We start from the raw sequence: 20,831 nt of genomic DNA, 5'->3' as shown, positions 1-20,831 counted from the left end.
TTATTGCCCCTTCGTTTCAACGATCCAGGTGTCTTTGCTACCACCACCTTGCGACGAGTTCACGACCAAGGAACCTTTTTTCATTGCCACGCGAGTTAAACCGCCTGTGGTGACGTATGTATCCTTGGCTTGCAGTATGAAAGGGCGAAGGTCTAAATGACGTGGTTCTAAAACACCTTTCGAAATCAAGGTTGGGGCTGTCGATAATTTTAACGTAGGTTGAGCAATGTAGTTACGAGGATGTTTGGTGATTAATTCAGCGAATAGCGCTTGTTCTTTTTTCGTTGAATGTGGGCCAACGAGCATACCGTAGCCACCTGATTCATTAGCGGGTTTGACGACTAACTTATCCAGATTCTCCAATACATACGCACGTTGTTCTGGATCATCACATAGGAAGGTTTCTACGTTTTTAAGAATAGGCTCTTCGTTCAGGTAGTAACGGATAATTTCAGGAACATAAGCATAAACAACTTTGTCATCGGCAACACCAGCACCGGGTGCATTTGCTAGAGCGACATTGCCGCTGCGCCATGCACGCATTAATCCCGCGACACCAAGAACAGATTCGCTGTCGAATACTTCTGGATCAATAAATAAATCATCAATGCGACGATAAATAACGTCGACACGTTCAGGGCCATCGATGGTTTTCATGTAAACGCAGTCGTCGGTATCGACATATAAGTCGCTACCCTCGACCAACTCAGTACCCATTTGTTGAGCTAGAAAAGCATGTTCGAAATAAGCCGAATTATAAATTCCTGGGGTTAATACCACTATTTCAGGGTTTTCTATGTCTCTAGGGGATAGGGAAGCTAAGGTGTCAAATAATTGGGAGGTGTAATTATTAATTGGCAGTATGGATTCGTTTTCAAATAATTCAGGTAACACGCGTTTGGTAATGGCTCGATTTTCTAACATATAAGATACGCCAGAAGGTACGCGCAAATTATCTTCTAATACGTAAAAGTCGCCGTGTTCATCGCGCACCAAATCAGTACCGCAAATGTGTGCCCAAACGCCATAAGCAGGAGACACGCCAACGCATTCTGGTCTGAAGTTCTTCGAGTCCTTTATAATGTGTTCGGGAATGATGCCATCTTTGATGACGTTTTGATCGTGGTAAAGGTCATTAATGAAAAGGTTTAGCGCGGTAAGGCGTTGTTTTAAGCCAGCTTCGGCGATTTTCCAATCGGAAGCTTGTATGGTTCGTGGCACTATGTCAAAGGGCCATGCTCTGTCTATGTTGCCTTCTTCTGTATAAACCGTAAAACTGATGCCCATTTCTTGTATGGTCACTTCAGCGTTTGTACGACGTTTTTCTAATTCCTCTTCTGAAAGGCTGTCTAAATATCCTAGAAGTTGTTTTGCAGGAGCTCTAGGGGCTCCTTTGTCATCAATTAATTCATCAAAGAAATCAGATGATTGGTATTGGCTTGTTAATGTATCCATGTATACCTCTTTATCAAACCGAAGCTAGGCGCTGTAATTATGTACATTTTTATGGGCGGTTTTTGTGCGCTCGCCCCATATTAGGGAGACTTGTTTCCTTTTTAATACTAGACCAGTCTTGGCCTTTGTGTTGTCTTGTCTTAATTGGTAGGTCACAGTAACAATGCGCTACTATTTGTAGATAAAGCAAGTATCGAGCCATGCTTTTGATCAATATAGTGCATATTTGATTTTTATCTGGATGATATAGATCTGTTTTACTAAAGGTGTAATTCGCTACTATTGTGCTCAAACTTTATCAACGCATTGTTAATAGAAAGGAAAAGAAAGTGGAGCAGGTGAGTCGAGTCATTATTGTTGGGGCGGGTATCGGCGGATTGTGTTCTGCACTAGCGATGGCAAAGCAGGGTTTTGATGTGATGGTTTGTGAGCAAACCAAGCATTTAGGTGAGGTTGGGGCTGGCTTACAGATTAGTCCTAATGCTTTTAAAGTGCTCCGTGAACTCGGTTTGGAATCTGCATTGCAGCCGTGTGCTTTTGTTCCTCAACGAGCCACGATGCGAGACTTTAAAACTGGCGAATATTACCTTGAAATCCCTTTGGCTGAGAAAACCATCAATCGTTATGGAGCACCTTATTGGCATTTGCATCGAGCGGACTTACACAGTGTTTTGGTTCAGGCTTGTATAGAGGCCGGTATCGAATTAATGCTTGGCGCCACGGTGACAGGTTATAAGGAAAATACAGAAGCAAACCAAGTCAGCTTATTTTTAGACGATGGACAAGAACTGACAGCGGACTTGTTGATCGGAGCGGATGGTATTCGTTCTAAAATCCGTGAGCAAATGTTAGGTCGTCAAAAAGCGACTTTTATGGGGCAGGTCGCGTGGCGTGGCGTTATTCCTGTCAGTGATTTAAATGTTGAAATTAAACCGGATGCCTGTGTTTGGGTTGGGCCAAACCGTCATTTTGTCAGCTACTATTTACGCGGCGGTGAGTATGTGAATTTTGTTGCGGTAGAAGAGCGTAATGATTGGACGTCAGAATCATGGCGTGAAGAAGGGGATATAGAAGCGCTCAAACAAAGTTTTTCTGGTTGGCACCCTGAAGTTACTGAATTGTTGTCTGCTGCGAGTAGCACTTTTTTATGGGCGTTAAATGGTCGCGATGAACTTCCTACATGGCACCAAGGTCGTGTGGTTTTACTTGGTGATGCCTGTCATCCTATGTTGCCCTTTATGGCGCAAGGCGCAGCCATGGCGATTGAAGATGCTTATGTATTGGCAAAATGTGTAGCGGGCTACAAAATGTCAGATGCTTTGGTTGAGTACGAAAAAATCCGTAAACCACGCGCGACTAAAATTCAAAAAATGTCCAAAGCTAATGCGAGCTTGTATCACATGCATGGCGGTGTATTGGGAAAATTGAAGTTGAAGGCTTTGCAGGCCGCGTCTCACTTTGTACCTGATGTTATTCAATCTAAATTAGATTCTGTTTATGGGTACGATGTCACTAAGCCATAAAACGATATCTATTACCTTTTGATCTTAATGTCGATATAATAATATGTTTTTATTATATCTAAATTAATGATCTTCATGACAATTATTTATTAGCATCTTCTTTGGCCAGTGTTTCGCCATTGTCACTAGTAGGTTCTGTCCAATACAGCTGGTTATTAGAGCTCGCTGGGATTATCTCTATTGTGTTTTCCTGGCCTAAAGCGGTTAAGTAGTTCGAGATTTTCATCTTAAGTTAGATGGAAATTAATATAGTAAAGTGTCTAAATGGCACTTTGTAATGAAGCCCATATTACTGTTTCAAATAATTTGTATTTTCGTCTGAAGGTTTAGAGGCTGTCTTTGAAATACTTATAGTTTGAAAAGAGTAGTGTGGGCTTAATTTGTGGATTTTCTTTTTATTTCCCGCTTTTCTATTTTAACTTCTTGGTACACTCAGGAATTTTTTTCTACTTAATATTACGTCGTATACATAAGGAATATTTGTGAAGCAAGGATTTGGTTTTAAAGCAGAGCTGATTTTGGTGTTAGTGACTGTTTTGGCGGGCTTTGGTTGGATTTTTTCAAAGGAAGCTTTGTTTGGCCTACCACCACTCTTTTTTATGGCAGCACGATTTATTGTTGCGGGTTTTGTTTTGTTTCTTATTGGGCAAAGGTATTTCCGTGGTATCAAATGGGTTGATCTTAAACAAGCCATTTTGATCGGTATTGTTATGGGGATTGCCATGATGAGCTGGATAACCGGACTTGATAAAGGAACCAACCTTGGCGTAGGGGCTTTTATAACTTGCCTTGGTGTTGTTTTCGTACCTATTATCGGTCGTCTTATGTTTGGTATCCGACCTCCAATGAGTATTTGGGTTGCTTTGCCTGTTGCGGTTGTAGGTCTGGCATTTTTAGCGTTGAGTAATGGTTTGAGCTTTGAGTCAGCGCATTTGTATTTTTTAGGAACCGCTATTGCTTTGGCCTTTCAACTTAACCTTCTTTCTCGGTTTTTAGTGCGTATGCATGCCTTGGTGCTAACCAGTATTCAGTTAATTGTCGCTGGTGTTGTATTACTGAGTGTTTCTTTACCGACAGAAACGTTGCCGCACAGTATTAGTATGAGTGTGGCTGGTTGGTTTTTAGCCAGTACTCTGATTTCTACCAGCCTACGTTATTTATTACAAACTTATGGTTTGAGTTTAACGCCTGTGAGCCACGGCGCTGTTATTATGAATTTAGAACCTGTGTGGGCCGCGATATTTGCTGTGCTTTGGTTTAATGAGGTAATGACGTTAGGCCAAGTATTTGGTTGTTTTTTGATTTTTGTGGCTATGTTGGTCAGTCGTTGGCCGCAAATTAAAGGTCTATTTAAATCATATTAACCTCAACATAATTAAATGTGCTTTTCGAAATAACTTAATTGTCATGATACAAACATAAAGTCTTATTGAGTTATTGTGCGGTTAAATAATGCAAAAAAATGTGTTTTTTAACTCAGCGCTGTCTGATGGCATTAATAGTGCAAGAAATTAAATCGGGTTGAATCTTGAAAGGGGACAATTTTCATAAATTTACACGTTTCATCCTACATTGTAGGTATTACTATCCATTATAGTAGTGATCAATGATTGTTTTTAATTTAAAAGGAACTCAAATAAATGCTCACAAAATTTAAATATGCTTCGGGTGCACTGTTGTTAGTGCTTCTAGTAGGTTGCCAAGAAGAGGCTAAACCTACTTCTACCGCTACTAAATCAGCTCCTAAGGTCGAAGTGGGTGTTGTGGTTATTGAACCCCAAAGAGTTGAATTAAAAACAGAATTACCAGGAAGAACCGCAGCAAGTCTTGTTGCTGAAATTAGACCTCAGGTAGGAGGTTTGGTAAAACAGCGTTTATTTGAAGAAGGGCAAGAAGTTAAAGCGGGCGACGTTCTTTATTCATTGAATGATTCCACGTATGTTTCTTCTTATAAGCAAGCGCAAGCCGATTTAGAGTCTGCAAACGCCATCTTAGCGTCAGCTCGTCAAACCGATCAGAGATTCGCGGAATTGCGTAAGCAAAACAATGTTTCTCAATCTGCCAGTGACGATGCCCACGTTGCTTATTTAGAAGCAGTTGCGAGTCAAAAGAAAGCAGAAGCGGCTTTAGAGAGTGCTAAAATCAATTTGGAATACACCAAAATCACGTCACCTATTACTGGTCGTATCGGCATTTCAGAAGTTACGGTTGGTGCCTTGGTTACCGGCAGTCAAACCACTGCGATGACTACTGTTCGTTCTCTTGATCCTATTTATGTCGATTTATCTCAAACCAGTCTTGATCAGCTAAATCAGCGTACGCTCTTGATGGGCGAAGATATTGAAGCGGGTGATAATGAAGTGTCTTTGACGTTAGAAGACGGTTCTTTGTATTCATACAAAGGTGTCCTAAAAGCGCGTGAAGTGAGTGTGGATGAATCTACTGGCAGTGTGACATTACGAGCGGAGTTCCCGAATCCTGATAACTTACTTCTTCCTGGTATGTTTGTTCGCGGCTTGATTCATGAGTCGACTTACAGTGCGGGTATTTTAGTTCCTCAAAAAGGCGTATCCCGTGATGTGAAAGGCAATCCAATTGCTTATGTCGTCACTGCGGATAACACAATCGAAAAGCGCTCGTTAAAAACAGAAAAGGCCATTGGCAATCAATGGTTAATTTCTTCTGGTATTAACGCAGGCGATAAAATTGTTGTGGAAGGATCATCAAAAGTGAGACCGGGAAGCGCAGTGACCGCCGTTGAATTAACTTTCGATACTCAAACAGGCTCAATGCTTGAACAGAATGAAGCAACAACATCGTCTTCGAACTAAGGGAGTATTGAAATGTTAGCGCAATTTTTTATTAACCGACCGGTTTTTGCTTGGGTTATTTCCATAGCTATTATGCTGGCGGGCTTAGGTTCGATTACCACCTTACCTATTTCTCAATATCCAGATGTGGCGCCGCCATCGATCAATATTTCTGCAACCTATACTGGTGCGTCAGCGGAAACTGTCGAAAACAGTGTGACACAGGTTCTTGAGCAGCAATTAACGGGTCTGGATGGTTTACTGTATTTCTCTTCTTCCAGTACATCGACAGGCAGTGCGACCATTACGGTTACCTTTGAGCAAGGTACCGATGCGGATTTGGCGCAAGTGCAAGTGCAAAACAAGGTGCAACAAGTTACCTCTAGTTTACCTGAATCTGTTCAGCAGAGTGGTGTGACGGTTACAAAGTCGAACTCTGACTTCCTTTTGGTTGCCGCGATTTACGACGAAACAGACACTGACACATCGTTTGATGTGTCTGATTTTATGGTGAGCACCGTTGAAGACATCGTTGCCCGAGTGGATGGTGTGGGCAGCCTTCGAGTCTTTGGTTCTCAGTATTCGATGCGTATTTGGTTAGATCCATTAAAATTGGCGTCTTATAACCTCATTCCTTCTGATGTCTCTGCGGCAGTCAGTACTCAGAATACGCAAATTGCAGCGGGCAGCTTAGGTGCTTTCCCTGCGGCTCAAGGACAAGAGCTAAATGTGTCTGTTACAGCGCAATCTAAATTACAAACCGTAGAAGAATTTGAAAAGATTATCTTAGCGTATGATGATAGTGGGGCGACTGTTCGTTTAAGCGATGTGGCCAGAGTCGAAATTGGCAGCGAATCTTACTCAAATATTGTTCGCCTAAATGGTCACCCTGGCGCGGGTATGGCGGTAATGCTATCGCCTGGAGCTAATGCTTTATCAACCTCTGAAGGTGTCAAAGCCGCATTGACTGAGTTAGAGCCAGATTTACCCCATGGTTATAAATTAGCCTTTCCTGTAGACAGCACAGACTTTATTAAAATCTCGATTGAAGAGGTGATTAAGACATTATTTGAAGCCATCGCTTTGGTTATCATTGTTATGTTTATCTTCCTGCAAAATTGGCGAGCGACGCTTATTCCAGCGATTGCGGTTCCAGTGGTGTTATTGGGAGTTTTTGGCGTTTTAGATGTTTTTGGTTTCTCCATTAATACCTTGACGATGTTTGGTGTCGTTTTGTCGATCGGTTTGCTGGTGGACGATGCCATCGTAGTGGTAGAGAACGTAGAAAGGGTCATGGAAGAAGAAGGGCTTTCGCCAAAAGAAGCCACGATAAAGTCTATGAAAGAAATCACCAGTGCCTTGATCGGTATTGCGGTCGTGTTGTCAGCGGTATTCTTACCAATGGCCTTTTTCAGTGGTTCTGCCGGCGTAATTTACCGTCAGTTCTCTGTGACTATCATCGCAGCCATGGTGTTGTCTGTTATTGTTGCTTTAACCTTGACGCCTGCTTTGTGTGCTACTTTGTTGAAGCCGAATCATGGTATGCCTAAAACCGGTTTGGGCGGATGGTTTAACCGTAATTTTGATCGTGCGACAAACCGTTACTCAGGTCGAGTCGATCGTCTGGTAAAACAACCTGTACGTTGGTTGTTAGGCTACGGTCTGATTGTGGCGGGCTTGGCGTATATGATGAATAACTTGCCAACAGGCTTCTTACCGACTGAAGACCAAGGTCGAGTAATCGTTATGGTGTCATTACCTGAAGGGACGTCTCAATCTCGTACAGATGAAGTCATGCGTAAAGTAGAAGATCACTTCTTAAATACTGAAAAAGATAATGTAAACGCCTTGTTTACCGTGTCTGGTTTCAACTTTATGGGCAGTGGGCAAAATGCTGGTCTTGCTTTTGCTGCTTTGACAGATTGGTCACAACGTGAAGATCCTAAAGACAGCGCCGGAGCTATTGTTGCTCGTTCTTATGGTGCGCTTGGAAAAATTCGTGACGCGCGTATTTTTTCTTTGATACCGCCTTCTATCCGCGGCCTTGGTCAAACAAATGGCTTTACCTTCCAGTTATTGGCATCAGGTAATACGAGTCGTGAAACCTTGATTGCAATGCGTGACGAACTTTTGACTAACGCTCGAACAAGTCCATTATTGGCGGGCGTTCGTTTGGGTGGTGAATCTGAAGCACCACAATTGAAAATTGATATTGACCAAGAAAAAGCGTCTGCGCTGGGCTTGTCTTTGTCGAACATTAGTTCCACATTAACCAGCGCATGGGCTGGAAGTTACATCAATGATTTCATTGATCGTGGACGTGTGAAAAAGGTCTATATGCAAGGTGATGCGCAATATCGAGCGACACCTGAGAACTTACAACATTGGTATGTTCGAGGGAGCGATAACACCATGACGCCTATGTCTGCCTTTATGACAAGTGAATGGTCTTACGGACCAAAAACTCTAAATCGATTTAATGGTGCCGCGTCATACCAAATCGACGGTGCGGGTGCCGCTGGTATCAGTTCCGGTGTGGCGATGGATGAAATACAGCGCCTTTCTGATGAGATGCCTGCAGGGTCTGTTGGCGCTTGGAGTGGTTTGTCATATCAAGAAAGACTATCTGCAGGGCAAACGCAATTGTTGTATGCGATTTCCATTTTGGTGGTTTTCTTGTGTCTTGCTGCTTTGTATGAAAGCTGGACGGTGCCTTTCTCGGTAATGTTGGTGATTCCATTAGGTGTCATTGGTGCTGCCGCTGCCGCACATTTACGAGGCTTAGAAAACGATGTGTATTTCCAAGTTGCCTTGTTAACAACCATAGGTTTGTCATCGAAAAATGCTATTTTGATTGTAGAATTTGCAGAAACAGCATATCGAGGTGGCGCTAATGCTTGGGATGCTGCGGTTGAGGCATCGAAATTACGTTTGCGTCCAATCATTATGACATCTTTGGCGTTTATCGTAGGGACATTGCCGCTAGCGTTATCTTCAGGTGCTGGAGCAAACAGCCGAATTTCTATCGGTTCAGGTATTGTTGGTGGTACCTTAACGGCAACCGTCTTGGCTATTTTCTTCGTCCCTTTATTCTTTGTTATCGTTCGCCGAATGTTTCCAAAGCGAAAAGAAGCGGATATATAACACTATAAAGTACTAAGTAATGATTATAAAAAAAGGAGCCTTGATTTAATCGATCAGGCTCCTTTTTTTGTTGCTGTACATTGTGTCCTACTAAACGTTATTAAGATTAAAACTACATTAGACGTTTACGAATATTCACCACGACAATTTCTGCAAGTATAACGATCACAAAAATAGCCAATAGTGCAACGGCAACACGATCCCATTGGAACAAGTTCATTGAATCGTCAAGCACGACACCAATACCGCCGGCTCCGACTAAACCAAGTACTGCAGATTCTCGAACGTTAATGTCCCAGCGGAACAAAACAATACTAAAGAACGCAGGTAATACCTGAGGCCAATATCCTTTTAGCAGAATAGAGAACCAAGACGCACCTGTGGCTTTTAATGCTTCAATTGAGCCCATATTCACTTCTTCGATAGCCTCACCAAGCAATTTACCGATAAATCCGATAGATCGAAACGCAATGGCTAATACACCGGCAATGACACCGGGGCCAAAGATAGAAACAAAAAGTAGCGCCCAAACCAATGAGTTTACTGAACGAGAAGACACTAAAAAGAATCGAGATATCCACTGACACAGTGCAGAATCAACGATGTTTCTAGCGTTCATTAATGCTAATGGAATGGCAAAAATAAGCGTGATGAGTGTGCCTAGTGTCGCAATGTTGAGCGTTTCAATCATGGCATCGTGAACCGCGACTGGATAATAAGCGAAGTCCATCGGCCACATACGAGAAAACATGTCGCCCATTTGTTCCGGTGCATCAAGCAGAAATTCAGGGATAACTTCGACAGATTGTACAGATTGAACAAATGCCATAACGAGAACCAAATAAACGGCATAACGAGACAGTTTTTGTTTCAGGGTAAAGCGTTCCCAGTGATGATCTATTGTGTTCATAAAATAGGCTCCTAGGTCAAACTAGCGAAAAATGCGGCGAACAATGTTGGAAAGAAACTCGCCAAACATAATAAGAGCAATAATGATGATTAAGATGGCTGCGACAAAATCATAATCAAAGCGTTGGAAAGCAGAAAACAAAGTTCCGCCTAAACCACCGGCACCGACGATGCCAACCATGGTTGAGTTACGTAGATTTGAATCAAGCTGGTAAGTCGAGAAACCAATAAAGCGTGCAAATACTTGTGGCATCACAGAAAACAAGATGATGCTTGTAAAACCAGCACCCGTCGCACGAATGGCTTCGACTTGTTTGAGTGAGATTTCCTCGATGGCTTCAGCAAACAACTTGGCGATAAAACCAATAGAAGCAACGATTAAGGTGAGAATTCCTGCTAACGCGCCAAACCCTACACTCTTAACAAATAAGATCGCAATGATGACAGGGTGGAAGGTACGGCAAAGAGCGATAACACCACGTACTGGCGAACTGATCCAACTTGGCATCATGTTACGAGCGGCAAATAACCCTAAAAACAGAGAGATAAAAATGCCACAAATGCTTGAGATTACCGCAATTTCTAAACTTTCCACTAAACCGCTTAATAGTAATGACCAACGGCTAAAATTAGGTGGAATCATACGACCTAATAAATTACCAGCATGCCCAAAGCCTTCGTTGATTCGTCCCCAGCTAAGGTCCATTGCATTGAACGTGTACAGAACATAACAGACGACAAGTAGCCAAATCGAGCTGACAAACCAGTTGTGTTTGAATGGATTTTCTCGGTCTTTATTTATACCAGCCATGACTCACCTCCATAAATTTGTTTTAGGTGCTCATCTGTAATGCCTTCTGGTGGGCCGTCATAAACAACAACGCCATTACTCATACCGATCATACGTTTGGCAAAACGACTGGCCAATTTAACATCATGAATGTTAACCAATGCAGGGATGTTTTTTTCTTCAGAAAAGCGCTCTAGAAGCTCCATAATTTCCACCGCTGTTTTTGGGTCAAGCGATGATGTTGGCTCGTCAGCAAGTAAAATTTTTGGATTTTGCATAACGGCTCTAGCGATGCCTACACGTTGACGTTGTCCGCCGGATAAGCTGTCCGCTCGCTTGGATGCGTGCTCGGTTAGACCAACCGCGTCTAACAGTTCAAATGCGGTATTGATGTCTTCTTGACTGAATTTTCTGCGCCACGCTTGCCAAGCTGACATATAGCCAAGTCGACCGGTTAATACGTTTTCAATAACCGTTAAACGTTCAACAAGATTGTACTCTTGGAAAACCATACCCACTTGGCGTCGTAGCTTGCGAAGTTGAGCGCCTTTGGCTAAGCAAAGATCGGCGTCATCAAATAAAATCTGCCCATCTGTTGGATCAATTAGTCGGTTGATACAACGTAATAAGGTACTTTTCCCTGTGCCAGAAGGGCCAATAATGGCGATGATTCCAGGCTCGGTTATGTTGATATCTATCCCTTTTAAAATGGGATTACCGGCAGTGTATTCTTTTTTTAAGTTTCTAATTTCAAGGAAACTTGAACGCTCAGCGACGCTTTGAGTGACAGACATGATGTTTTCCTACAGGCAAAGAGTTCCAGACAGCCTGAGAAATCAGGCTGCTGGCGATTATTTCTTTAAATGAATTTAAGTGTATTAACGCGAGGGTTATTCGTTACTTTTTGGCCGCTTCTTTTGCTCGTTTTGCTGCGGCTTTAGCTGCGTCAGCTTCTGCTAACTGCTTAAGTCCAGTTTTTGTATAAGCTGTTCCAGATGAATGCGCAATGTCTCGAATTATTTGCCAATCTTTTGCGTATGTCACAGGGAAGAAACGATCAGCGCCACCAAAGGTTTTTTGCATTTCAGCAGGGAAGCGGAAAGTGAAAAATGCTTCTTTGATTTTTTCAACCAATTCAGGGTTTAAGTCATGAGCGTAACCAAACGAAGAGGTTGGAAAGCGTGGACTAGTATAAATGGTACGAAAGTCGTCTGCGTCGATACGTTTCGCTGAAACCATACGTTTGTAAACATCAGAAGCAACAGGAGCTGCGTCGTAGTCACCAGAAAGCACACCCATAACAGATTGGTCATGTTTACCTGAGTATTTCACTTCATAATCTTTATCTGGTGTAAGGCCTAATGCTGGGAATAAGGCGCGTGGTGCTAAGTTACCAGAGTTCGAAGACGCTGACGTATGAGCAACAACTTTACCTTTTAGATCAGTCATTTTGGTAATGTCGCTGTCTTTACGGACGATAGTAATCAAATTGTAACCTTGGAATGATTCTTCCGTGCCTTTTACTGCGATAGGAACTAAGCCGCCTAAATTAACCGCGTAGCCTGTTGGTCCTGTGGAAAAACCAGCAATGTGCAAACGACCAGAACGTAGTGCTTCCACTTCAGCTGCGTTTGAATGAACAGTGTAATAAACGACTTTTTTACCAGTGACATCACTTAGGTATTTTTGGAAGTCGCTGAATGCGTCTTTATAAACAGCAGGATCTTCTACAGGAGTGTAAGTAAAAACAAGAGTGCTAGGATCACGCCATTCTTTTGAATCTTTTGGTAGGTCTGCAACGAGGTCATAGTTATCGTCACAAAATTTATCGTCTAAAACGCCTCGATAAGCACAATCTTCAGCTAACGCTGTGCTGGCGCCTAGTAATAATGAGCCAGAAAGAGCTAAACCAGTCAGTAATTTAATAGACATTATTGTTTTCCTCATGATGTAATTATTATTTTTTTTGATCACCGATCGGGACGTTACATTGTCGGAGATGAATCAACTTGGCATTGATGCTAAGTCGATTCATCTATTGCAAGGCAAGTGCCAATGAAAGTAATTTCTTTTAAAACATAGGGTTATATCGTTTTAGATGGTGTTTTTTATTCTACTTGGGTCGTTTTAGTCTCATGACTGTCTATAGGATGGGTCATTCCTGTCCATCCTCTTCATCTATTCTGAATTGTTGTTTATCTAATTGATGTTTCTTCATTTTTCGATAGAGAGTCTTACGAGACATATCAAGTAGTTCAGCCGCTTCGTTTAATTGACCGCTTTTGGCTCTTAGACCTTCTTCTATAATATGGCGTTCGAATTGCCCCATGCGTTCTTCATAACTGCTGTTGGTGTCATCTTCACGTTTGATTGAGGCCAGAGACGTTTCACTGATTCCGAGTACAAATCGATCTGCCGCATTTTTAAGTTCTCGTACATTTCCCGGCCATGGGTGCTGAATTAAATGGTCAATAAACGAAGAGGTAATAACAGGTAGAGGCTTAGAAAAATGCTCTGCCGCTTTTTGAGCGTAATGATGAAAGAGCTGCAAGATGTCTTCTGGTCTATCCCTCAATGGTGGAATGGTTAGGCTGGCGACATTGAGACGATAGAATAAATCTTTACGGAATTTTCCTTGTTCCCCTAATAGCGCGAGATTGTCCTTACTGGCGGCAATGACAGTGAGCTCGACGGGAATCGGTGTGGTGCTACCAACGCGTTCAATGGTTCGCTCCTGTAAAACGCGCAGTAATTTAATTTGCACTGGAAGTGGCATGGTTTCTATTTCGTCTAAAAATAGTGTGCCACCGTTTGCGGCTTCGATTTTGCCTATGTGGCGTTTGTTTGCACCCGTGAAGGAGCCAGCTTCATGGCCAAACAACTCACTTTCAATCAGGCTTTCACTAATGCCTCCACAGTTAATGGCAATAAATCGTCCTTTGTTTCTAAGGCTGAATTGGTGCAATGCTCGCGCAACTACATCTTTACCGCATCCAGTTTCACCGTAAATAATGGTGTCAATGTTGGCCTGAGCAAGTGACGATATATGTTGGCGAATACTTTTGATTGAAGCAGATTCGCCAATAATGAGTGCTTCTAATCCGGTTTGTTGGGCAATGTTTTGTTTTAAATTGCGATTCTCTAAAATAAGCTGCCTTTTGTCTGCAGCACGTTGTAGTTGGCTGATCAATTGCGCAGGTTGCAGCGGTTTTTCCAGGAAGTCATAGGCGCCTTCTTTCATGGCCTCTATTGCCATTGGAATATCTCCATGGCCGCTCATGAGCAAAACAGGCAGTTCATTATCCAATTCTTGAATGTGCGCGAGTAGACTTAAACCGTCCATTTTTGGCATTCTTACGTCGCTGAGGATAACCGCTGCACTGGCTTTTCTGAGTGACATAAGCGCTTTGTCGGGTCTAAGGTAGCTTTCTACTTCAAAGCCTTCTAGCTCTAGCATTTCTGTTAGAGCTTCGATGATGGTTAGATCGTCGTCGATAATGATTATTTTTATTGTGTTGTTCATTTATCTTTCTGCCTTTTTTAATTCTAAGGTAAAGCTACTGCCTTCATTGGGTGACGATACAACTCTCATTTGTCCGCCAAAATCTTGGATGATGTTGTAGCTAATAGACAGCCCTAATCCCAATCCTTGACCCACTTCTTTTTGTGTAAAAAAAGGATCAAATATCTTATCTATTTGATCTTTCTCTATTCCTGTTCCTGTGTCATTGATGTTGATCATGACCTTATCGTCAGACTCATAAACCTCTATGGAAAGTTGTTTAATAGGCGCGCTTGATAAGGCATCAACGGCGTTACTGATTAAGTTCACCATTACTTGCTCTAAGCGAATTGGTTCGGCTAAAACATAAAGTGACGAGTTGCTAGCTTGATAACGAAATGTACAGTTTTGATCATTAATTTGGCTAAACATGAGTTCGATTGCGTCTTTTATGACGCTGTCCAATAGTACCGGAGAAAGCTCTGTACCTGCCGCGCGTGCAAAGGCTTTTAGGTGTTTCGTGATGCGGGTTATTTTGTTGAGTAGCTGAGTCACTTTATCTAGACTGTTTTGCGCCTTATTGATTTGGCCTTGCTCCATATGGCGACCAGCCGTATGTAAATGGCTAGCAATGGCTGTAAGAGGTTGGTTTATTTCGTGAGTAATACCAACACCAAGCTGTCCTAAAGCGGCGAGCTTTCCCGCTTGTACTAATTCGTTTTGGGTGGCTTTTAGTTGTACTTCAGCGGCAACACGTTCTTCGATTTCTGCCGCAAGGATGTGATTAGTACGCTCTACTTCAATGGCGGTTTTTTGAAAATATTGAAGGTCTTTCGCCATGCTAGAAACTTCATCATGTCCGACAATGCGTATTTGAACATCCAGCTGAGAGTTAGCGATGGCTTGCATATTTTGTTGTAGTTCAATAATGCGTTGTAGAACATTACGACGTACATAAAACCAAGAGATACCACAAGCCACAGCTAAACTGATGAAAGACAAAAGCAAAATATTTCGAATGCTGCTGTTGATGGATTTAATTGCGCCTTCGAGTGAGCCTCGAATGCTGGTGTTGGTGTAGTTTGTGTATTGATTGATTTGTGCTGCTAATTGTTGGATATGCTGTTGGCTATTTTCTAGGAGAAAACTTTGTTGATAGCGTAAATTCAGCTCTTCATTTTTAAGCTGGAAAAGATCGCCTTGGCGAGAGCTTATTTCGAGAAAACTCAGTAATGACTGATTCAAGGATAAAGGCGCTTCAGGCAGTTGTGCTAAGGATTGAGTGATTTCTTGACCCAGTGTTTCGAGCCGTAAAAAGGTGTAGTCCAATTCATTAAAGGATGAGTCGTTACTCACTTTTTCAATTAATCCTGAGAAGTAATAAAGCCGACTAATAATTTGATCTAATTCTGATGAGTTATCTAGCTTATCGATTTGGGATGTCAGGTTTTGAAATAAAGGAAAAATGAGTATGGATTGCTTGGTTAATTCATGACGAATGGCTTCGCGACGTTCTACGCTTTGATTTAGTAGTGTAAGGCTGTTGTGAATTTGAGTAATAAGCTCAAGAAAATAGCGGTTGTAATCAGGTAGGTTTTTCATAAGAGCATCCATGTCACTGATGGCGGCCTGTAGCTCACCCATTGCTTTTTCGCGAGACGTTTTTGAGTCGCTGGTAACCAGAAGTGGCGCGGTTGCGACAATCAGTCGACTTTTATCATTCAGACGAGCCGCAGCGTCTAAACCAGGAATGTCTTGGTGTTTTAGCAGTAAAAGGCGATCGCTCAGTTGCAGATACGTATTAGTGGCTAATCCACTGGCAACAATCGTAATTGAAGAAATGAGCACAAAGGCCAAAAAAAGCCTACCGCCAATGCCAATATGGCGAAGCCAGTAAAACGACGGAATATTCATTGGTGCTTGTCCTGTTGTTTTTATAATTGGATATTCTAATGAAAAATTGATGCCAACTCCGTGGCTCAATAATCCATGGTTTTCTCCCCTGATTAAGGGACAAAAGTGTCCCATCATAATCCTAATGGTTTTCATTTTGGATTTTTTATTATTGATATTGTCTTTAGGGGCAGGGGTGGCAATAGAAAATACTAAGTCAGAGAAATTAAAACCATATAGACATATGAATTTCCATATATAATAATAAACATATATTTAAATGTCAGACTTATGAGTTCATGTTTTTTGTTCGAAGGTCTGATTGGAGAAAGTGTATGACAAAACTCGATATCAGTTTACCTAATATAAATGAAGAGCAATTTTTAAGTCCCAATGCTGAGCAGTTTCGTGTTGGTGTGTCGACTCATCCTGTGCGTATTTTATTACTTTATGGTTCGTTGCGTGAGCGTTCTTATAGTCGTTTGGTGATAGAAGAAAGTGCTCGTTTACTAGAATCGTATGGTGCGGATGTCCGGATTTTTAATCCAACAGGTTTACCTCAACCAGATGGTGATGATGGTTCTCACCCGAAAGTTCAAGAGTTACGTGAGTTAATGATGTGGTCTGAAGGGCAAATTTGGTGTTCACCAGAGCGACATGGCGCGATGGCCAGTATTTTAAAAAGCCAGATTGATTGGGTGCCTTTGAGTATTGGTGCTGTTCGTCCTACTCAAGGTAAAACCTTAGCTGTGATGCAGGTAAGTGGTGGCTCTCAATCTTTCAATGCGGTTAATCAAATGCGTATTTTAGGGCGTTGGATGCGTATGGTGACGATTCCTAATCAGTCGTCCGTGGCGAAAGCCTTTCTAGAATTCGACGAAGAGGGTCGAATGAAAGAGTCGTCTTATTATCGTCGTATTGTCGATGTTGTAGAAGAGTTGATGAAATTTACCCTGTTGTTGCGCGATAACAAAAATGTCTTAGTAGATCGTTATTCTGAACGTGTAGAAAACGCGGAAGCGTTGTCAAAACGCGTTAATCAAAAATCTATTTAATAGTGTTGTTTTAAGGCGAAGGTATCGAGATGGGCTTGTTTGAGCGTTATTTATCGGTTTGGGTTGGTTTGGCGATTGTCGTTGGTATGGCGTTGGGTTTCTTAGTGCCAGAGGTATTTTCTCTGGTTGCGACCTTTGAATATGCTCATGTGAATTTAGTCGTAGGCGCTCTAATTTGGTTGATGATTTACCCAATGATGGTACAAATCGATTTCTCCTCCATTAAAGGTGTGGGTAAAAAGCCGAAAGGCTTGGCATTAACTTTGGTGATTAATTGGCTGATTAAACCATTTACCATGGCGTTTTTGGGATGGTTATTTTTCAAAGTGTTATTTGTCGGTTGGGTTGATCCTCAAAGTGCGTCTGAATACATCGCCGGTATGATTTTATTAGGCGTAGCGCCTTGTACCGCGATGGTGTTTGTCTGGAGTCAGCTAACAAAAGGTGATGCTAATTACACCTTGGTTCAAGTGTCCATTAACGACATTATTATGGTTTTCGCCTTTGCGCCCATTGCAGGTTTCTTATTGGGCGCCAGTGATATTACGGTGCCTTGGGATACCTTGTTATTTTCGGTTGTTTTATATGTTTTGGTGCCACTCATTGCTGGTATTGTGACGCGTAAACGTTTGGATAAAGGCGATGACCACAGTAAATTAAATGCTTTTTTATCGACCATGAAGCCTTGGTCTATCGTTGGTTTGCTGTCAACGGTTGTTCTTTTGTTCGGTTTTCAGTCGAATACTATTTTGGATCAGCCGCAAACTATTTTACTCATTGCTATTCCTTTGTTGATTCAAACCTACGGTATTTTTGCCTTAGCTTATTGGTTGGCGAAGAAAATGAAACTTCCTCATGATGTGGCGGCACCAGCGTCTATGATTGGTTCATCGAACTTCTTTGAGCTAGCTGTTGCTGTCGCAATTTCATTGTTTGGATTGCACTCTGGCGCGGCATTGGCAACGGTGGTTGGCGTCTTGGTTGAAGTGCCTGTGATGTTGTCTTTGGTGTGGTTTGCGAATCGTACGCGAAAATACTTTCCATAATTAATAGATTCATAAAGCGAGGAATTTGAAATGGTCGTTATTCATCATAATCCTGAGTGCGGAACATCACGTAATGTATTGGCAATTATTCGTGCGGCTGGATTCGAACCAAGAGTAATTGAATATATTAAGGAAGGTTGGACGAAGCCTCAGTTATTGGCGTTGTTTGCTGCAGCCGATTTAACGCCAAGAACGGCTTTAAGAACAACAAAATCGCCAGCGGAAGAGTTGGGTCTATTTGATGAATCTGTTTCTGATGATGTGTTGTTAGAAGCCATGTTAGAGCATCCTGTTCTCGTAAATCGTCCGATTGTCTGTACGCCAAAAGGCGTGAAGCTTTGCCGTCCAAGTGAGGCAATATTGGATTTATTGGAAAAATAGCCCGATGCGAGTTTTGTCAAAGAAGATGGGGAGAAAGTGCTAAGCGAAGAAGGGTTACGTCTCAGATAGCATTTTTTATTTATAACGTTTAGGGATGTGACTGTGTAAAACCATTGATTGTGAAGAAGTGCAAAATCAGCGAAAATAGCGCCACGCAATTTAACCTCATTTTCACGTGACTCTTTATTGGGTCGCGTCATATGCACATAGAAGACCATTTATCATGTCCCAAGAGTTTATTGATCAAGTTGAGCAACGTCGTACTTTCGCTATAATTTCCCACCCTGACGCGGGTAAGACCACGATTACAGAGAAGCTTTTGCTGCTTGGCCAGCTGATTCAAACAGCGGGTTCTGTAAAAGGCAGAAAAGGTGATAAACACGCGACCTCTGACTGGATGGCAATGGAGAAACAGCGTGGTATTTCCATTACTTCATCGGTCATGCAGTTTCCTTATAATGATCGAATGGTTAACTTGCTTGATACACCAGGGCATGAAGATTTCTCTGAAGATACTTATCGTACGTTAACGGCTGTTGACTCTGTATTGATGGTGATTGATGGCGCGAAAGGTGTCGAGGATCGAACCATTAAATTAATGGATGTTTGTCGCTTACGTGATACGCCAATTTTAACCTTCATTAACAAAATGGACCGAGATATTCGTGATCCGATTGAGTTGTTAGATGAAGTGGAAAGTGTTTTGAAAATCGCCTCTGCGCCAATTACTTGGCCAATTGGTATGAGTCATTTCTTTAAAGGTGTTTATAACCTTTATACCGATACGATTCATGTTTTTGTTCGTGGCCGTGGTCATACCTTGATGGATGATATTCGCATTGAAGGCTTGGAATCAGATGAAGCCAAAGAATTGCTAGGCGATGATTGGGAAGCTTATATGGACGAGATTGAGTTGGTTCGTGGTGCAAGCCATGAATTTGAACTTGATGCTTACTTGGCTGGTGAGCTTACGCCTGTTTTCTTCGGTACTGCCTTATCTAACTTTGGTGTGCGTGAAATGTTGGATGGTTTTGTTGAATGGGCGCCATCACCTATTGGTCGCGCGACAAATACACGTGAAGTATCGGCATTAGAAGAAAAATTCTCAGGCTTTGTTTTTAAAATACAAGCCAATATGGACCCGAAACACCGTGACCGTATTGCTTTTATGCGAGTCTGTTCGGGTACCTACAATCGCGGTATGAAAATGCGTCACTGTCGTCTAGGTAAAGACATTAAAGTGACTGATGCAGTTTCCTTTACTGCGGGTGACCGTGAAGGTGTTGAAGAGGCATTTTCTGGTGACATTATTGGTTTGCATAACCACGGAACAATTCAGATTGGTGATACTTTTACTGAAGGTGAAGACCTGAAATTTACTGGTATTCCACATTTTGCGCCTGAGCTTTTTCGTCGAGTACGTTTAAAAGATCCGATGAAGATGAAAGCGTTGCAAAAAGGTTTGCAACAACTTTCAGAAGAAGGCTCTACTCAGTTGTTTATGCCTCAACGTAATAATGAATTAATCGTTGGTGCTGTAGGGCAGCTGCAGTACGAAGTGGTTGCTTACCGTTTGAAAGATGAATACAAAGTTGAGTGTATCTACGAGCCAGTTAACGTGAATACCGCTCGTTGGGTTGAATGTGATGATCCGAAAAAATTTGAAGAGTTTCAGAATAAATGTCGTGATAATTTAGCGATTGATGGTGGTGGTCATTTAACGTATTTGGCTCCGACACGAGTTAATTTAATGATGGCGGAAGAAAAATGGCCAGATGTGCGTTTCCGTTCAACCCGTGAGCACTGATCAATACTTGACTAAAATACTTGGTTAAGTGGATAATCGAATCATTAGGAAATTTTATTTATCAAAACAATGTTAGTGGTGTTGAAATGAGTGTTGTTGAATCAGTAGATCCTATTGAGTTTACAGGGGCGGCGGCTGCGAAGTTGAAATCTTTGATTGATGAAGAGGAAAACGAGCGACTCATGCTGCGTGTGTATGTGACGGGTGGCGGTTGTTCTGGGTTTCAGTATGGTTTTACTTTTGATGAAGAGCATCAAGAAGACGATACGGAGGTTAAGCGTGACGGCGTAACCTTGGTTGTTGATCCATTGAGCTTTCAGTATCTTGTTGGCTCTGAAGTTGATTATAAAGAAAATTTAGAAGGCTCTCGTTTTACAGTGCAAAATCCCAATGCAACATCTACTTGTGGCTGTGGGGCGAGTTTTAGTATTTAGCTTCTAGTTTTTTATTTTATTTAGTGAGACTAAGAAAGCCCTTTGTTTTATGAATGAAGGGCTTTTTGTTTTTGGTTGTGCG

The 20,831-nt window shown here is 42.0% G+C and carries 16 protein-coding genes; 9 read left to right on the top strand and 7 right to left on the bottom strand.

Annotation, left to right across the window (positions count from 1 at the left end):
• Positions 1-1,455, bottom strand: coding sequence for a circularly permuted type 2 ATP-grasp protein (locus MUS1_RS10195; RefSeq protein ID WP_036162185.1), 1,455 nt, complete (start codon positions 1,453-1,455; stop codon positions 1-3).
• A 329-nt stretch (positions 1,456-1,784) separates the two neighbouring features.
• Here MUS1_RS10195 and MUS1_RS10190 point away from each other — a divergent pair, with 329 nt between their 5' ends.
• From MUS1_RS10190 to MUS1_RS10175, 4 genes are all read left to right on the top strand, one after another.
• Positions 1,785-2,978 carry an FAD-dependent monooxygenase gene (locus tag MUS1_RS10190; protein WP_036162183.1) on the top strand — a complete coding sequence of 398 codons (1,194 nt, stop codon included), beginning with the start codon at positions 1,785-1,787 and terminating at the stop codon, positions 2,976-2,978.
• A gap of 482 nt (positions 2,979-3,460) precedes the next feature.
• Positions 3,461-4,342 (top strand): DMT family transporter, encoded by an 882-nt coding sequence (locus MUS1_RS10185; RefSeq protein ID WP_036162182.1) that lies wholly within the window; start codon positions 3,461-3,463, stop codon positions 4,340-4,342.
• Between the two features lie 276 nt (positions 4,343-4,618).
• Positions 4,619-5,809: an efflux RND transporter periplasmic adaptor subunit gene (locus MUS1_RS10180; protein ID WP_036162180.1), complete on the top strand. Its 1,191-nt coding sequence runs from the start codon at positions 4,619-4,621 to the stop codon at positions 5,807-5,809.
• 12 nt (positions 5,810-5,821) lie between these two features.
• A complete protein-coding gene (locus tag MUS1_RS10175; RefSeq protein ID WP_036162179.1) occupies positions 5,822-8,932 on the top strand; it encodes an efflux RND transporter permease subunit in 3,111 nt (1,036 codons plus the stop codon).
• A gap of 112 nt (positions 8,933-9,044) precedes the next feature.
• On the opposite strand, the gene phnE (MUS1_RS10170) is transcribed toward MUS1_RS10175, so the two are convergent.
• The 6 genes from phnE (MUS1_RS10170) to MUS1_RS10145 all read right to left on the bottom strand — a co-directional run bounded on the left by phnE (MUS1_RS10170) (position 9,045) and on the right by MUS1_RS10145 (position 16,116).
• Entirely contained in the window at positions 9,045-9,842 is a 798-nt protein-coding gene (phnE, locus tag MUS1_RS10170; protein WP_036162177.1) for a phosphonate ABC transporter, permease protein PhnE, read from the bottom strand.
• A gap of 21 nt (positions 9,843-9,863) precedes the next feature.
• A complete protein-coding gene (gene phnE / locus MUS1_RS10165) occupies positions 9,864-10,652 on the bottom strand; it encodes a phosphonate ABC transporter, permease protein PhnE (RefSeq protein ID WP_036162176.1) in 789 nt (262 codons plus the stop codon).
• Positions 10,640-11,425, bottom strand: coding sequence for a phosphonate ABC transporter ATP-binding protein (gene phnC, locus MUS1_RS10160; protein ID WP_036162173.1), 786 nt, complete (start codon positions 11,423-11,425; stop codon positions 10,640-10,642). The genes phnE (MUS1_RS10165) and phnC overlap by 13 nt, the downstream gene beginning before the upstream one ends.
• Positions 11,426-11,528: 103 nt before the next feature.
• A complete protein-coding gene (gene phnD, locus MUS1_RS10155; protein ID WP_036162171.1) occupies positions 11,529-12,563 on the bottom strand; it encodes a phosphate/phosphite/phosphonate ABC transporter substrate-binding protein in 1,035 nt (344 codons plus the stop codon).
• A gap of 223 nt (positions 12,564-12,786) precedes the next feature.
• Complete coding sequence (locus MUS1_RS10150) at positions 12,787-14,154, bottom strand: sigma-54-dependent transcriptional regulator (RefSeq protein WP_036162169.1); 1,368 nt, start codon at positions 14,152-14,154, stop codon at positions 12,787-12,789.
• Complete coding sequence (locus tag MUS1_RS10145; RefSeq protein WP_036162278.1) at positions 14,155-16,116, bottom strand: ATP-binding protein; 1,962 nt, start codon at positions 16,114-16,116, stop codon at positions 14,155-14,157.
• A 245-nt stretch (positions 16,117-16,361) separates the two neighbouring features.
• Between MUS1_RS10145 and arsH the strand changes: the two genes are divergently transcribed.
• From arsH to erpA, 5 genes are all read left to right on the top strand, one after another.
• Positions 16,362-17,081: an arsenical resistance protein ArsH gene (arsH, locus tag MUS1_RS10140; protein WP_036162168.1), complete on the top strand. Its 720-nt coding sequence runs from the start codon at positions 16,362-16,364 to the stop codon at positions 17,079-17,081.
• A 29-nt stretch (positions 17,082-17,110) separates the two neighbouring features.
• Complete coding sequence (gene arsB / locus MUS1_RS10135) at positions 17,111-18,127, top strand: ACR3 family arsenite efflux transporter (protein ID WP_036162166.1); 1,017 nt, start codon at positions 17,111-17,113, stop codon at positions 18,125-18,127.
• Between the two features lie 30 nt (positions 18,128-18,157).
• Entirely contained in the window at positions 18,158-18,508 is a 351-nt protein-coding gene (gene arsC / locus MUS1_RS10130; protein WP_156924882.1) for an arsenate reductase (glutaredoxin), read from the top strand.
• 223 nt (positions 18,509-18,731) lie between these two features.
• On the top strand, positions 18,732-20,315 hold the full coding sequence (locus tag MUS1_RS10125) for a peptide chain release factor 3 (RefSeq protein WP_036162164.1): 1,584 nt from the start codon (positions 18,732-18,734) through the stop codon (positions 20,313-20,315).
• Between the two features lie 86 nt (positions 20,316-20,401).
• Positions 20,402-20,749 (top strand): iron-sulfur cluster insertion protein ErpA, encoded by a 348-nt coding sequence (gene erpA, locus MUS1_RS10120; protein ID WP_036162162.1) that lies wholly within the window; start codon positions 20,402-20,404, stop codon positions 20,747-20,749.
• Positions 20,750-20,831 lie beyond the last annotated feature (82 nt).

It is taken from the genome of Marinomonas ushuaiensis DSM 15871, from assembly GCF_000521805.1.
GTDB classification, from domain to species: Bacteria; Pseudomonadota; Gammaproteobacteria; order Pseudomonadales; family Marinomonadaceae; genus Marinomonas; species Marinomonas ushuaiensis.
The sequence above is the reverse complement of the archived record's forward strand: the minus strand, read 5'-3'. Positions and strand labels throughout refer to the sequence as shown.

Coding starts and splice junctions, on each gene's coding strand:
- phnD (WP_036162171.1), bottom strand. CDS start 12,563: ATGTCTATTAAATTACTGACTGGTTTAGCTCTTTCTGGCTCATTATTA.
- MUS1_RS10175 (WP_036162179.1), top strand. CDS start 5,822: ATGTTAGCGCAATTTTTTATTAACCGACCGGTTTTTGCTTGGGTTATT.
- arsB (WP_036162166.1), top strand. CDS start 17,111: ATGGGCTTGTTTGAGCGTTATTTATCGGTTTGGGTTGGTTTGGCGATT.
- MUS1_RS10150 (WP_036162169.1), bottom strand. CDS start 14,154: ATGAACAACACAATAAAAATAATCATTATCGACGACGATCTAACCATC.
- phnC (WP_036162173.1), bottom strand. CDS start 11,425: ATGTCTGTCACTCAAAGCGTCGCTGAGCGTTCAAGTTTCCTTGAAATT.
- MUS1_RS10180 (WP_036162180.1), top strand. CDS start 4,619: ATGCTCACAAAATTTAAATATGCTTCGGGTGCACTGTTGTTAGTGCTT.
- arsC (WP_156924882.1), top strand. CDS start 18,158: ATGGTCGTTATTCATCATAATCCTGAGTGCGGAACATCACGTAATGTA.
- MUS1_RS10195 (WP_036162185.1), bottom strand. CDS start 1,455: ATGGATACATTAACAAGCCAATACCAATCATCTGATTTCTTTGATGAA.
- erpA (WP_036162162.1), top strand. CDS start 20,402: ATGAGTGTTGTTGAATCAGTAGATCCTATTGAGTTTACAGGGGCGGCG.
- MUS1_RS10125 (WP_036162164.1), top strand. CDS start 18,732: ATGTCCCAAGAGTTTATTGATCAAGTTGAGCAACGTCGTACTTTCGCT.
- arsH (WP_036162168.1), top strand. CDS start 16,362: ATGACAAAACTCGATATCAGTTTACCTAATATAAATGAAGAGCAATTT.
- phnE (WP_036162176.1), bottom strand. CDS start 10,652: ATGGCTGGTATAAATAAAGACCGAGAAAATCCATTCAAACACAACTGG.
- phnE (WP_036162177.1), bottom strand. CDS start 9,842: ATGAACACAATAGATCATCACTGGGAACGCTTTACCCTGAAACAAAAA.